Origin of the sequence: Streptomyces ovatisporus, assembly GCF_042653885.1 — a bacterium.
Lineage (GTDB): Bacteria > Actinomycetota > Actinomycetes > Streptomycetales > Streptomycetaceae > Streptomyces > Streptomyces ovatisporus.
Window position 1 is genome coordinate 384,164 of record NZ_JBHSFH010000007.1, and the last position, 13,478, is coordinate 397,641.

Below are 13,478 nucleotides of genomic sequence, written 5' to 3' on the forward strand. Positions count from 1 at the left end.
GTTCGGAAACGGGGGGCGGTCCCGGCGGTCCGCGGTCCGGGACCGGGACCGGGACCGGGCGGGCCGCCGGCCGGCAGAGTGCCCGTGACGTCCCTCAAGTGCCGTTCGCGGCGCCGGAGTCGGAGCCCGGCATGGTGACATCGGTGCCGGCCTGTTCGCCGCACGAGCCGCACATGATCCCTGCGTCCAGCGGACCGCCGCAGTCGTGCGTGAACACCGTGGCGTCGGTGGGCGCACCGGGCACCCAGCGCATGCCCCACCGCATGAGTCCCAGCATCGCCGGGGCGAGTTCCCGGCCCGCCTGCGTCAGGTGGTACTCGTCGCGTGGCGGGCGCTCGGAATAGCGCACGCGCCGCAGCACTCCGCCGTCGACCAGGGTGCGCAGCCGCGTGGCGAGTACGTCCCGCGGAGCGCCGGTGTTGCGGACGATGCCGTCGAACCGGTGGACGCCGTAGAACACCTCGCGCAGAGCGAGCAGCGACCACTTCTCCCCGACCACGTTCAGCGCCGACGCCAGCGAGCAGTCGCGCGGATTCACCTCTCTCCTCACCATGACCGCAATCTAGTCCAGTGCGAGTTGGAAAAACAAACCAAGGTGCGCTAGCGTCCCGGGCGCCGAGTCAGTCGCAAAATCCAACTCACCCTGTCCGCTGGAGGACTTCCGTGCACACCGCCGCCCTGCTGCTCGTCGCCCTGATAGCCGCGCTCCACCTCTGCTTCCTGGTCCTGGAGATGTTCCTGTGGCGCACCCCGCGCGGACGGCGCACCTTCGGCACGACTCAGGAGTTCGCCGACGCCTCTGCGACGCTCGCCGCCAACCAGGGCCTCTACAACGGCTTTCTGGCAGCGGGTCTGACATGGGGGCTGCTCGCCCCCGACCCCACGGGCCCCCAGGTGCAGGTCTTCTTCCTGTGCTGCGTACTCGCCGCCGGCCTCTACGGCTCCCTGACGTTCGCCCGCCGCATCCTCTACGTCCAGGCCCTGCCCGCTGCGGCGGCCCTGGGGTTCGTACTCGCCGCCTGACGACGCAGCAGTCCGGCGGCACCGTGGTAGCACCGCCGCACTGCGCACTCGTGACCCCGGCAGTCGCCTGCCGGGGTCATGGCGTGATGGCCGCCTCGAAGCGGTACTTCGCCGCGCTGCCACCCTCGGCCGACGGCCGGTTCAGCTCCACCAGCGCCAACGGGCGTCCGACCGGCTCGCCCGTGTCCGGGTCGAAGGCGATCTCGCCGCTCACCCCGCGCACCCGCAGCTTCCCGTTCGTCTGCTCCAGCATGGCCAGCACCATGCGCGGGGTCACCGCTCGCGTCCCGTACACGCGCACTGCCGTACGGGCGGCCTTGCCGATGGCGAGCGTCGCATCGTGCCCCAGCATCGCCTGGCCGCTGTCGAGAGCCGAGAGGGGACCGCCGGCTTCGCGCCGGTAGGCCCTCGCGAAGTCGGCGAACGGGCCGCCGCCGCTGCCGTACACCTTCTCGGCGATCTCCGGATGGGTGTACGCCGTGTAGTACACCCTCAGTCCGCTGTGCGCCCATCGGCTGCGCAGCTTCTCCAGCTCTGCACCGGGCTTCTTGTCCTTGAGGTCGAAGTAGACGCCCAGGGTGCTGGACCCGGAGAGCACCGTCGTGCGGCAGCGGCGCCCGCCCTCGCCGGCCGCCTCTATGAAGCGCCGCAGATCCCGGCCCCGGCCCGCGAAGAAGACGAAACCGGGCGGACTCCCGTCGCAGACCCTGTCCGCCGCGAGGGACAGGGCGCGTTGCCGGACGGCGAGACCGCGTCCTCGTCCGAGCGGTACGGCACGACCTGGTCGTCGACCTTCAGCCCCTCACGCCGCGCCGCGGATCTGAAGTCCGTGTACAGCGAGGTGTTGTAGGCGTCCTCCTCGTTGCCGTCCCTGACCACCTGGACGCGCCGGCCCGGATGCTTCTTCTGCTCCTCCCCGATGTGGCGGGCAGCAGCGGCCGCCTGATCGCTGTTGGGAAAGGAGACCCGGTAGAACCCGGCCCTGGAGGAGCTCAGCCCGTCGGCCGCGACCGTCGCCCCCACCATCGGCAGCCCGGCCTTCCGCAGCCGGCGCACCGCGGCCTTCGTCCTGTCGTTGCTCTGCCCGAGGCCCGCGACCGCGACGAGCCGCTCCCGCTCCTTCAGACTCTGCAGCTGATCGACGACCGACTCCCAGTGCCGGTCTCCGCTGCCGGTGTTGGCCAGCAGCAGACGCACCTTGGGCAACGTCTCGCCCTCGTCGTTCAGCGCACGCTGAGCCAGATAGGCACCGGTGAGCGCCTGCCGCGTCGTCTCCGCACCGCGGTCCGCCGAACCGCCGGACATGGCCTCCACATAGGCGACGGCCACCGAGGGCTCCCCCGACTGAACGACCCGCCTGTTCTCCGCGTGGATCTTCCTGTTCAGCCCTTTCGTCGTCTCGAACGCGAAGGCGCCGTCCGTCACGCCGACGCACTCGCCCCCGGCCACCGCACGCACGCCCTCCCCGCACTGCCCCGCCCGCTCGACGCTCCACACAGTCACCGGCACCGCCACGGCCAGCACCAGCAGCACGCCGGCTGCCCGCAGGCCCCAGCGCCGCGGCGGCCTCGGCGGTACGAACACCCGCTCGCTCACAGCCAGGGCTCCTTCCCGTACTGCCGCGCCTTCCTCAGCAGCACAGTCGTCCACTGAGCGCTGTCCGCGTGCACGGCCAGCGTGTGAAACCGCGCCTTGATCTCCCCGTACAGCTCCGCCTCCGGATCCCCCAGCGGGTCCCGGTACGGATCACCGACCCTGTCGGTGCGGGGATCGTCCGGCGGTTCCGGGGCGAGCCAGACCGCGGCCAGCAGCCGCGTGACGGTCCTCAGCCGCTGGTCCACCGCGCCTTCGTTGAGGTGGTCGACGAGCCGCTCGTACCATTCCCACAGCGTCAGTCCCCGCTGCCCCCCGGACTCCGCGAGCGGAGCACGCCGCAACCTGCACAACTCGGCGCACCATTCCTCCGGGGGCAGCCGGTCGTAGGACCGGCCCAGATGACCCGCCGCCGTGGCCAGGTCACCCACGGCCAGGGCGTGGTAAGCCGCCGTCCCCTCGTCGCCTGCGGCCTCCGCCCGCTCCTTCAGCGCGCCGTGGACGGCGGTCCAGCCACGTCCCTCGCCCCTGGCGCCCGTGGCGGCGGGATCTACGGGGGACCCGGAGGAACCAGGACCGTCGGAGGTCCCGGGTTCGCTCACCGAGGCGAGCCGGCGCAGCAGCAGGAACCGGAGCAGCGGGTGCGCCGTCTCCGTACAGCCGTCCGACCCCTCGTCCGCGCCGTCGAGATGCATCGTGCGCAGCACGTCGGTGCAGAAGTCGTGGAACTCGTCCTGAGCCCCCGCGTCCGCCTCCTCCCACAGCGCACGCCCCGACTGCGCCTGAGCGAAGTCCACCGCCGCGGCGCCGCGCGCCAGAGCGCCCGCCAGCTCGCCGCTCACCCCGATGGGCAGCAGCCGGTCCAGCAGCACACCCACAAGCGGCGCCCCGGGTTCCAGACTCCGCCGCACACGCTCCTCCCAGGCCACCTCCCCGCCGAACTCCAGCAGCGCCTCCAGCAACTGCGCCGTACCGGCCGGATGGCCACGAGTCAGCTCGTACACCAGCCAGCCCAGCCACTGCACGCCGTTGTCCGCGGCAGGGACCACCTGACGGGCAGCACGCAGCACTTCGTCGGCCTGCAGTTCCACCTCATGACGCGCCAGATCACGGAGGCGGCCCACCACGAGCCCCTTCACGACCTGCTCCGGACGGAACCGCTCCTCGTCCGCCGCCCAGCTGCCCGGCAGCACCCCGGGCTGCCGGGGACCCCCGAACGCGAAGCTCTCCAGCGCCTGCGGATAACTGCCGGCCGTCGCCAGCACCAGCAGCGGATCGGGGGCATCGGCCTTTCTGCGGGCGTCCAGCAGGGACTTGAGGAACTCGTTGCCCAGCGGACTGTCCACGTTGTCGAGCAGGACCAGGCAGTGCGTCGTACGCCTGCGGTCGCCCTCGCGCGAGCCGTAGGCCCTGCGCAGATCGTCGAGGAACGCGTCGAACAGGACCGACTCGGCACGCTGCCGCTCCGCCAGCTCACGGTCCCCGTACCGCTGATTGAGATCGATCAGGAAGCCGTCGACGGAACTGCTGCTGTCGGCAGTTCGACGCCGGATACGGGCCAGCCGCCACCGCATCCGCAGACGCACCCAGTGCCGCTGCCACTGCGGCAGCAACGGCAGCGCCGCCGTCACCGCAGTGGGTGCGCCCAGCACCGTCGCGGCGTACTGCGCAAGCTGGTTGAACACCTCGGCACGGCTGCCGGGCGGACCGATGAGGGCCTCCTCCATCTGCCGCACGGCCTCGTCCCGGTCGGCAGCCCCCATCCGCGCGGCGACCGCGATAGCCAGCAGACCGAACGAGGGGAAGCGCAGCCGCGCGAAGTCCCTCTTCGGCGCGTTGAGCTGGAACACCAGGGCGGCCAGCACATCGATCGGCTTGCGGCCCTCCTGGCCCAGCGCCGCCAGATCCAGCCGCGCCACCGGCACCCGGCGCGCCCAGTCCGCCAGGTGCCGCAGCACCGTCGTCTTGCCGCTGCCTCGCGGGCCCAGCAGCAACGTCGCCGGCAACTCGGCGCGGGAGCGCGGTAATCGGACCAGCAGATCCTGCACATACCGCTCCACGGCCCTGTCCCGGCCCGATTCACCCGCCCATTCCTTCATCCCGCTCCCCCTGCCCCCGTTGCACGATCTGCCGCGATCACCGTCGCAGGATTCAAGAATGCTTCAACACGCCCTGATTGGAAGGCGTTTGACGCTTCCCCCGACGCTGCTGCGACCCGTCGGACGAACAGGCGGACGGGCGGCCTCCGGAAGTGTAGGGTCTCACCGCGCGCGACATGTTGATCTTGACTGACCTGCGGATTCTCAATGTGTCTCACGCCGTGTCGGGCAAGATCAGTCTCACGGACCTGTCATTTCCTCGGCACAGCGCATGAGGGGTGCCAACGTCGTTGTGCCATTGGTGAGCGTCCCTGCTGAGAGGCGCATGGTCTCGTTCACGCCGAAGCGACAACTGTAGGCCGGGCCCCAGCACGGTGCAGGCAAGCTCGATGCTCGCCGCATGCCAGATGCGGGTCGAGCCACGGGTGTTGATGGTCAGATCCCGCACCCGGATCGTGGGGCCATGGCGATCGGCGGATATGTCCACGGGACGACTGTCGACGGTGGTGCAAGATCGGAATACAAGATACTTCCGGGTACTCCTCGTCGCATGCCCAGTCAGGAACTACAGTCTCCTGCTCATGACGGGGTTACAGCAGAAGCGCGAACGCATGCGGCGGATCTTCCGGGGGGAAGAGCGATACGGGGACGGCACGGCTGCACAGCAGGCCAACGAGTACCGGCTGGCCGAGATGTACACCGATGTCGTCGCAGCTGCCAAGGACAGTTCGGCCGACATCGAGCGTCCCGACGTCGACCTGCTCGTGAGCCTGGCGGGCTTCTCACCAGAGACGACACTCCTGGCGTTCGAACTGATACAGCCGCCGCGGCTGTTGGTCATATCCTCCGAGAACACCAGGTTCAAGCTGGATGTGATGCAGGAGAAGCTGGGGGGACGGCTCCCGTTCTCGCAGTTCGAGCCTAGGTACTGTGACCCGGTCGACCCGCTTGAGATCTACGAAATCGTCAAGAAGGCCGTCCTGCCGAGGCGGCCGGACGAGCGCCCACGGAAGGCCATCATCGACATCACCGGTGGCAAGAAGGTGATGAGTGCTGGGGCCGCCTTGGCCGCCTCCCAACTCGATCTGCAGATGTGTTACATCGACAGCGATTTCGACCCGGAGATGCGGCAGGCGACTCCCGGCACCGAGCGACTGCGCATCTTGCCCAACCCGACATCGCTGTTCGGTGACAAGGCGATGGACGCCGCGATGGAGATGTTCCGCTCGGGTGCCTATTCGGGAGCCAAGGCGAGGTTCGACGAGCTGAGTTCGTCGATGTCCGAACCCGCCCGTGCACGCTTCCTCGCCGACCTCGCCGCGCTCTACCAGGCCTGGTGCGACCTCGACTCGATGAGCCTCGCCTCCTGCGCCGGGCAGTTACGCACGCGGCTTGAGGACTCCCGGTCACAGGTGCGGCCGGAAACCGCCCGCCAACTCGGCGAGCAGCTCAACTTCGTCGAAGAGCTGGTCAAGAAGAGCGGTTCGGCCATGCTGTTGAACTTCTTCCTGCTCGGCGAGCACTATCTGCGGCTCGACCGCTACGACTTCGCCGCCCTGCTCTTCTACCGGACGATAGAGAAGAGCCTGGCGGAACGGCTCAACCGCGAGTACGGCGGGTTCCGTATGGACAGCCCCGACTACACGCTGCTCCACCACGACGTGAACGACCTGTCGCAGCGCTATTCGGCAGCCGCGATGGAGATGTTCCGCAGCGACCGTCAAGTGCCGCTGCCGTTCAAGGTGGGACTGATCGACGCGGTTCTCCTGCTGCACCTGCTGAACGACGAGATGCTCGTCAAGTCGAAGATCACGGACCTCAACGGGATACGTCACCTGGCGGGCCTCGCCGACGCGCGGAACCGCTCGGTGCTCGCGCACGGGGAGCAGTCGGTGACCAGCGGCCAGTGTTCCGATCTCAGGCAGCGTGCTCTGCACCATCTCCGGGTCTTCTGGCAGCTCCACGAGCGAGGCTGGAAAGTCGACGACCGCATCAGCACTCTGCAGTTCGTCGCAGAGGCCTAGCCGTGGCGGACGTGCTGCTGACGCCGCCCGGAGACTGGGCGGAGGAGCTGAGGGTTCTTCAATTGCCGCAGCTCTGCCTCAGCTACTTCCCCAGAGGACTCGAATTGCCGCCGGGGAAGTCCGTGGCCGACATCGCGCGGGACCTGGAATCCGGAGCGTGGCTGGTGCGGAGCGGCCCGCGTTCGGGCGGTGAGCCTCGGTTCTTCCGCCTGGGCGGCTCGGAGTTCGAACTGCGTGTGCGCCGTCAGCGTGCCCGCGATTCCGGGGCCTGGCTGGCCGTCGTGCTCAACGTCGATCCGGCGCGTTCCGTCCCCCCGAAGGCGCACCGGCTCGTGCCGTCCAGAGTGTCCATGGCGAACATCTGGTCCGAGCAGCGATGCGATCTGGCAGAGATCGAAGAGCGTGTACGCGAAGTGGAAAAGCAGCTCCGCCGCGGCACTCGCCGCGAGGAACTGCGCTCGCACGGCCGGCTGCAGCGGGCGGTGCTCAAGGAGTACGGGGATCTGGGGACGCTGATCGAACTGCTGGAGCAGCGGCCGGAGGACCCGGAGGTGACTGTCACCGGCCATGTGGCCGGGGTGAAGCGCGGGCGTCACAGGTCCGTCGTCGTCGAACCCGGCACACGGGATGTGGAGGCCTTCCGCGGCCGACGGGTGCAACTCGTCGGCCCGGACGGCCGCTCGTACAACACCAGGGTCGCCTCCAACCGGGGCGGACGCCTCGAGATCATCGAGCCGAGGGACTGGTCGGCCGAGCTCGGTGACAAGGTCAGCGTCTCCGTCGTCCGTCCCTTCGGCATGCGGCAGAACGCCGAGGCTCTGGGAAACTTCCGGAGTGCGCAGGTCGAGGGCCCGTGGGAGGACCTGGCGAGACTGCTCTGCCGCCCGGGAGATCTCCGGCGTGACGAGCACAACTCGCGGCCGCTGACGATCTTCTACGGTGACGACGACCCTGACGCACCCGTCCTCAACGACGAACAGAGAAGTGCCGTCTCAGGTGCGGTGACGAGCCCGCACGCCTTCCTTGTCCAGGGCCCGCCCGGCACCGGGAAGAGCGAGGTGATCTGCGAGACGGTCCGTCAGCTCGTCGCCCGAGGGGAGCGGGTTCTGCTGCTCGCCCCGACTCACGTCGCGGTCGACGAGGTTCTGAGCCGCATCGGTCACAAGCCCGGCATCCGGCCGCTGCGCATCACCTGGCGCGACGACAAGGTCGACGAGCGGCTGAGGGCCTATCTGCCGCAGAACGTAGGCGTCGACGCCGCAGCCCGGATCATGCGTCCGGGACCCGATGAAGGGCAGACCGCACGGTGGGAGCGGGAACTCGTTGCCGTCGGTGAACGGATGGCACGGTTCGACCGACTGCGTGACAAGGTGCACCACTGCGATGCCGCCGCGCAGGAGTTACGGGACGCCGCGCGTGCCGCGGCCGAGGCCAAGGAGCGGCTCGCTGCCCGGCTGGCTGCCGCAAGCGAGGAGATGGCAGAGCTCGACCACGGCATCGCTGCCGCCGAACGCGCTCTGGGCGAGACGAGTTCGTTGCTCAGCGCCGCCCTCCTCGCAGAGGAGGTGGCACGGGAGCAGTACAGCCTGAGCATGGAGGCCCTGCGGGACGCCGCACTCGAACTCGCGCGCTCCGGAGAACTCCTCACACTCGCGGAGGAAGCGGAGGAGGAGGCGGCGCGGGAGATGCGGGCCTGGGAGAGCTGGTACCAGGGCCGGTTGAGGGAGGCGGCAGCGACTAAGGATGCAGCCGAGCGTTCCATGACCGAGGCCCACCGCGCCGTTGCCTCCGTCGTAGCGGAGTTGGCAGCAGCGCGGACCCACCTGGAACAAGTCCGTTCCACGCAGGGCGCGTTCGGCCGCTTCGCTGAGCGTCTGCAGCTGGGCCCGGCGGGCGCCGCCCGGTTTGCGGTGGCGCAGGCGGAGCGCGAACTCGCGCAGTGGGAGTCGGCCCGCACTGAGCGGGAAGACGCGCTGCGGCGCGCGGCGGCCGACCAGGAACGGATCACCGACAACGGCCGTTCACTCCGCGCCCAGCGCGTCACTCTGCGGGACCAGCGTGCCGAGGAGCGTGAACAGGCGGAGCGGCGCTTCGTACCGGCACGCCAGGCCTTCCGCGAATTCGTCCTGGCCGTGCACGGGGAGCTGTCCGCGGCCGCCGATGATGCGTCCGCGCAGTCGTGGGCCCACCTGGGCCAGGCCCTACACATCCGTGTCGACGCGTCCGGTGCCGGCCGTCCTCTAGTGACGGGGCAGGGGGACCGCATTCCCGCCTGGGGCGCGCAGCTCGTCGGTTGGGTAGAACTGATCCTGGACGAGCTGGACGCAGTCACAGGTGAGAGCGAGCGATGCCGGACGGCTCACCAGGAGGCGTCCCGGCGCCATGCCGACTGGACGGACAGGCAGCGGCAGGCCCGGATATGGACTGATGCCGAAGTGGAGCGCCTCTCCACCGAGTCCGAGGACGCCCAGGCAGACGTGCAACGCCTGAGAGGCGAACTGAACTCGTTGATCGCGGAGCGGGACGCGCTCTCCGCGGACTTGGGCCAGGAGGACCCCGCCTCCGCACTGACCGAGCTCACTCGCAGGCAGAGCGTGCTGGAAAGCCTTCCCTCGCTCGCGGCCCGCTGGCGCGAACTCACCGCCGAGCGCAGCGACGAACAACTCGTCGAGGACATGCGGCATTCACTCGTACGCGCGACGAACCTCGTGTGTGCCACCACCAAGGGCATAGTCGGCCGAGGCAGCGAACTCGTCCGCCACACGGACTACGACACGCTCATAGTGGACGAGGCGAGCAGAGTCACCGAGAGCGAGTTCCTGATCGGGGCGGTTAAGTCCCGGCGGTGGGTGCTCGTAGGTGACGAGCACCAACTGCCCCCGCACGTCGACCGCGACGACGAGCACTTCCTGCACGCGCTCACCGCCCTTCACCGAACGGACCGCGGCGCCGCACCTTCACTGGAACAAGCCGTGAAGGATCTGGCTGAGATCTGGGCCGAGGACGAGGAGCTGCACCGGTTCCGTACGGACTCCGTCGAGGAAATCGCCCTGGATCTACAGGCCTCCGGCGCATGGCAGGCCACCTTCCGCGACCGCTTCGTGGAAGCGCACAGCCGTTTCGCGAAGCAGGGGGACAAAGCGGACCGCGCCCTGCTGCATTCCATGATCCGGTACCTGGTGCAGAGCCTGTTCCAGCGAGCTGTCAAGACCTGCCCGGAGGCTCTCTGCCGGCCTCTGGTCTGGCAGCGCCGGATGATTCCGCCGTTAGCAGAGGTGGTGAACTCATCCGTCTACGGAGGCCGTTACAGGTCCCCGGCCGACAAGGAACTCGCGCGGGTCGGGGTGACTCCGCTCGTCACCCGTACGTTCGCGAAACCGGGAATCCTGATCGACACGAGCCGCTATCGCGACGCCGGGGACAGACCGGCTGAGAGCGGGCACGGTTTCACGAACAAGCGGGAAGCCGAACTGATCACTCAGATCAGCCAGATCTACAACGACGAACTGAGCGAACGCGGGTCGGAGCCCGTGACCGCCAGCGTGCTCTCCTTCTACCGGGCTCAGGCACGCCAGCTCGACCGGCGTCTGCGCTCCCGCCACCTGCCCATGCTGGACTGGCAGGTCATCGATGTGATTGACCGGATCCAGGGACAGCAGAGCGACCTTGTCATCATCAGCTTCACCAGGGCGCGCGCCTCTGCCCGCGGCGGACGACCTCCGGCCATCAGCCCTCGGTACGGCCAGTGGCTGCAGGACCTGCGGAGGCTCAACGTGGCCTGTACCCGAGCACGGCGGGCCCTCGTCATGGTCGGACACGCCGATACGTTGCGCCAGCTGGGCAGGGGATCCCGAGCAGCCTCTGCGCTCCAGGCGGCAAGGTTCTACGACAACTTGTTCGAGCTTGTGGAGTCGGGCGAGTTCCTGCAGGTGTCGAGGCTCTGATGCCCGAGTTCGACTGGTTCGCTGCGCCGCGGACACCCCGAAAAGCAAGCGTGGTGGTCCGCGAGGCGCTCTTGCCCATGCTCATGTGGCCCTCGGTGTCGGTGACGCGGCGTGTGGACGAGAAGCTCACTGTCGTGGACCGGTTCGTCGTCGAGGCGGCGCTGGCTCTTGCTCCGATGCGCGTCGAGGACGTGGAGGAGGTCACAGCCATTCCCCGGGAGGCCGTCGTCCGGATCGCCGGGCGACTCGTCGGGCTGGGGGTGCTGAGAGCCTCCGGCCCGGACTACCACGCGGTGGAGGAAGCGGCACGGTCGGCCTTGAACGGCTACGCCGTCCCCAGGTACCACACCACCACCGTCGGGTTCCTCTACCTCCCCGACAGCGACGAGCTGATCGCCTGTCTGCGGGGTGCTGGCCGGCCGGACCCTCCCCTGCTCGACCGGGTGGAACCCACCTCGCAGAAGCCGACACCCCGACGGGTACGCGGACTCACCCTCGCCGGTCTGATCACCGACAGGATGCGCGAGGGCACCGTCGTCGGGCTGCCCGACGACATCGTGGACGCGGTGGAGCGCGAAACCGCCGTTCCCGAGGCCGGGCCCGTCTACCGCACCAGAGGACACGTCCGGTCACACGGCGAGAGCGCAATGCTCGTGCTCGACGTCATGGACCCGTCGGGCAGAAAGAAGCTGAAGGATGTCGTGGTTCCCGCCCCGCGGCAGGCGCAGCACTGGATGGATCTGACCGGCCTGGCCCCTGACGCGGCGCTGCCCTGGCAGGAACAAGGAGGCGATGTCACCGCCGTCCCGAGTTCACCGACGCGCTGGTCGTTCACCCTCGACAGCAATGCCGCCGAGGCTGCCATGGGCCGTGGAATCGCCCTCAACAGGCCGACAGGGTTGTCGATCGGACACCCGGACTGCGCGGTGGGCGTCACCGTCGACTTCTCTCCGGCCGACGCGGCGGCACGGTGGGTCTTCGCCCTCGACCAGGCCGTGCGCGAACTTGCCGAGATCCCGCCCGCAAGCCTGGACACAGGCATGCTTCCCGCCGCCGCAAGCCGGGCCGTCCAAGCGCACGGCATGCCGGAGGAGAGCCTCACCTCTGCCCACATCGAGGAACACCTGTGGGACGAGGGCCACTTCCGCCACGTATACGCCCTGCGGGCGGCGAAGGACTTCGCCTATGACTGACCTCGTCGACGAAACCTCCGCCGCGGTCGCGGACCCTCTCCGGCTGGCCGACCGGGTGGTGCGCGGTGGCTACTTCGTCACCCGGCGGGACGCTCCGAATCGGTCCGCCTTCTCCCCGGCACCGTCGAACGGAGACGACCCGGCCGCGTACGCGCACTGCTTCACGTATGCGGGGGGCGGCTCCTCGATCCGTACCCGGCTCATCGACATGATCGAGGGGGCGGAACGGAAGATCTTCGTGGGGGTGCTGTGCCTCGGGGACACGGAGCTGCGCGAGGCGCTGGTGAAGGCAGCCGGCCGGCTGCGGGGCGGTGTCTATGTCGTGTCGGCTCTCGACAACAAGGGGCTGGAGCAGTCGATCAACGACGACACGACCGACGTAGACCGGCAGATGGAGTACCGCAACTTCCGTGAACTGACCCGTCACGGCATCTACGTACGCGGATATCCGGGTCTGCATGCCAAGTTCGTCGTCGTGGACGACCGCGTCGCGCTGGTGTCGAGCGCGAACCTGGTGAGCAGATCGTTCGACACCGTCGGCGAGAACGGCGTGGTCGTCACAGCTCGCGACGACGTCCTCCGGGTCGCCCGGCTGTTCGCCCGCCTGTGGCAGCTCAGTCCATGGGACATGCCCCCCGACAGGCGAACCCACCCGGTCCAGTCGCGCACCGCGGCGAGTGACCTGGCGATGCCGTCCCCGGCCGGCCCGGGCACGGGACCCCTCTGGACATGGGGCGAGCAGTGCCACATCGCCGACGCCGTGACCGACGTCATCGACCGCGCGAAGTCCGAGTTGCTGCTCGCGACCTTCAGCGTGGCGAGCATGACGTACGGCCTGCCCCGGGCAGCAGCACGTCCCGAGCTGCTGTACGAGCCGGTGTGCCGGGCGGTGGACCGAGGCGTGCGGGTCAGTCTTCTGCTGCGCGGGCGCAACCACCTGCCAGCCGCCCGTGCCGAGGCCACGGCCTTCTCGGAGGCAGGGGTCGAGATCGTCCCGGACAGGCTCAATCACGCCAAGGGCGTGATAGCCGACGGCGTCACCGGAGCGCTGTTCTCCGCCAACTTCGTCGCCAAGCAAGGACTGACCGGCGGCGTCGAGCTAGGAATGCGCCTCGACGGAACCCACGCACTGGCCGAGGCGACCCGCTACTTCAAGCACGTGATGAACGAGGCCAACATGAGTTTCGTCCGTGACGCCACGGCGGGCGAACTCGCCGGCACCCTCTACGCCGAGGCACTCACCCCATGGCCGTTCCCGCCCACCCTTCGGGTGGTCGCCGACGGGGAGCACTGGACGCGGCTGGGTAAGCAGCAGGGCATGGCCCTGTACGAACATGCCGAAGACGGTCTACTCCAGCTGTACATCGGTCGCACCCGCTGGACACTGCTGGAGGTGGACGGCCGTTGGCTGCTCACACCCGGTGAGCAAGGCAGCGGCAAGGGCCGCGCGGCCGACATCTTCGAGAGCTGGCTGACTCGTGAAAGGACGCCGGAGGGCACACGACGCGGTCTGTGCCCAGCAACCCTCCTGCGCGTCGACCCTTGATCGGTACCGCCGCTCCGTACGTGCAGTCCAGCAGGGTTCAGAGACAGCAAGTCGGA

The 13,478-nt window shown here is 69.0% G+C and carries 9 protein-coding genes; 5 read left to right on the forward strand and 4 right to left on the reverse strand.

Annotation, left to right across the window (positions count from 1 at the left end):
* Nucleotides 1-94 precede the first annotated feature (94 nt).
* Nucleotides 95-553 (reverse strand): winged helix-turn-helix transcriptional regulator, encoded by a 459-nt coding sequence (locus ACFPA8_RS15530; RefSeq protein ID WP_386448509.1) that lies wholly within the window; start codon nt 551-553, stop codon nt 95-97.
* 110 nt (nt 554-663) lie between these two features.
* On the opposite strand from ACFPA8_RS15530, the gene ACFPA8_RS15535 reads away from it, so the two are divergent.
* Nucleotides 664-1,023, forward strand: coding sequence for a DUF1304 domain-containing protein (locus ACFPA8_RS15535; protein ID WP_386448512.1), 360 nt, complete (start codon nt 664-666; stop codon nt 1,021-1,023).
* Nucleotides 1,024-1,099: 76 nt separating this feature from the next.
* Here the strand turns inward: ACFPA8_RS15535 and ACFPA8_RS15540 are convergent, their stop codons facing one another.
* Genes ACFPA8_RS15540 through ACFPA8_RS15550 form a run of 3 tightly spaced genes read right to left on the reverse strand, consistent with a single transcriptional unit; the run spans nt 1,100 to nt 4,715 of the window.
* Nucleotides 1,100-1,621, reverse strand: a complete 522-nt coding sequence (locus tag ACFPA8_RS15540; RefSeq protein ID WP_386448515.1) for a type 1 periplasmic-binding domain-containing protein — start codon at nt 1,619-1,621, stop codon at nt 1,100-1,102.
* 38 nt (nt 1,622-1,659) lie between these two features.
* Entirely contained in the window at nt 1,660-2,619 is a 960-nt protein-coding gene (locus ACFPA8_RS15545) for an ABC transporter substrate-binding protein (RefSeq protein ID WP_386448518.1), read from the reverse strand.
* Nucleotides 2,616-4,715, reverse strand: a complete 2,100-nt coding sequence (locus ACFPA8_RS15550; RefSeq protein ID WP_386448521.1) for an ATP-binding protein — start codon at nt 4,713-4,715, stop codon at nt 2,616-2,618. Before ACFPA8_RS15550 ends, ACFPA8_RS15545 begins: the two co-directional genes overlap by 4 nt.
* Before the next feature lie 581 nt (nt 4,716-5,296).
* Here ACFPA8_RS15550 and ACFPA8_RS15555 point away from each other — a divergent pair.
* Genes ACFPA8_RS15555 through ACFPA8_RS15570 form a run of 4 tightly spaced genes read left to right on the forward strand, consistent with a single transcriptional unit; the run spans nt 5,297 to nt 13,422 of the window.
* Nucleotides 5,297-6,739, forward strand: a complete 1,443-nt coding sequence (locus ACFPA8_RS15555) for a TIGR02710 family CRISPR-associated CARF protein (protein ID WP_386448524.1) — start codon at nt 5,297-5,299, stop codon at nt 6,737-6,739.
* 2 nt (nt 6,740-6,741) lie between these two features.
* On the forward strand, nt 6,742-10,683 hold the full coding sequence (locus tag ACFPA8_RS15560) for a DEAD/DEAH box helicase (RefSeq protein WP_386448527.1): 3,942 nt from the start codon (nt 6,742-6,744) through the stop codon (nt 10,681-10,683).
* Nucleotides 10,683-11,876, forward strand: coding sequence for a hypothetical protein (locus tag ACFPA8_RS15565; RefSeq protein ID WP_386448529.1), 1,194 nt, complete (start codon nt 10,683-10,685; stop codon nt 11,874-11,876). Before ACFPA8_RS15560 ends, ACFPA8_RS15565 begins: the two co-directional genes overlap by 1 nt.
* Nucleotides 11,869-13,422: a phospholipase D-like domain-containing protein gene (locus tag ACFPA8_RS15570; protein ID WP_386448532.1), complete on the forward strand. Its 1,554-nt coding sequence runs from the start codon at nt 11,869-11,871 to the stop codon at nt 13,420-13,422. Before ACFPA8_RS15565 ends, ACFPA8_RS15570 begins: the two co-directional genes overlap by 8 nt.
* The last annotated feature ends 56 nt before the right edge of the window (nt 13,423-13,478 follow it).

Coding starts and splice junctions, on each gene's coding strand:
- ACFPA8_RS15530 (WP_386448509.1), bottom strand. CDS start 553: ATGGTGAGGAGAGAGGTGAATCCGCGCGACTGCTCGCTGGCGTCGGCG.
- ACFPA8_RS15550 (WP_386448521.1), bottom strand. CDS start 4,715: ATGAAGGAATGGGCGGGTGAATCGGGCCGGGACAGGGCCGTGGAGCGG.
- ACFPA8_RS15555 (WP_386448524.1), top strand. CDS start 5,297: ATGACGGGGTTACAGCAGAAGCGCGAACGCATGCGGCGGATCTTCCGG.
- ACFPA8_RS15565 (WP_386448529.1), top strand. CDS start 10,683: ATGCCCGAGTTCGACTGGTTCGCTGCGCCGCGGACACCCCGAAAAGCA.
- ACFPA8_RS15570 (WP_386448532.1), top strand. CDS start 11,869: ATGACTGACCTCGTCGACGAAACCTCCGCCGCGGTCGCGGACCCTCTC.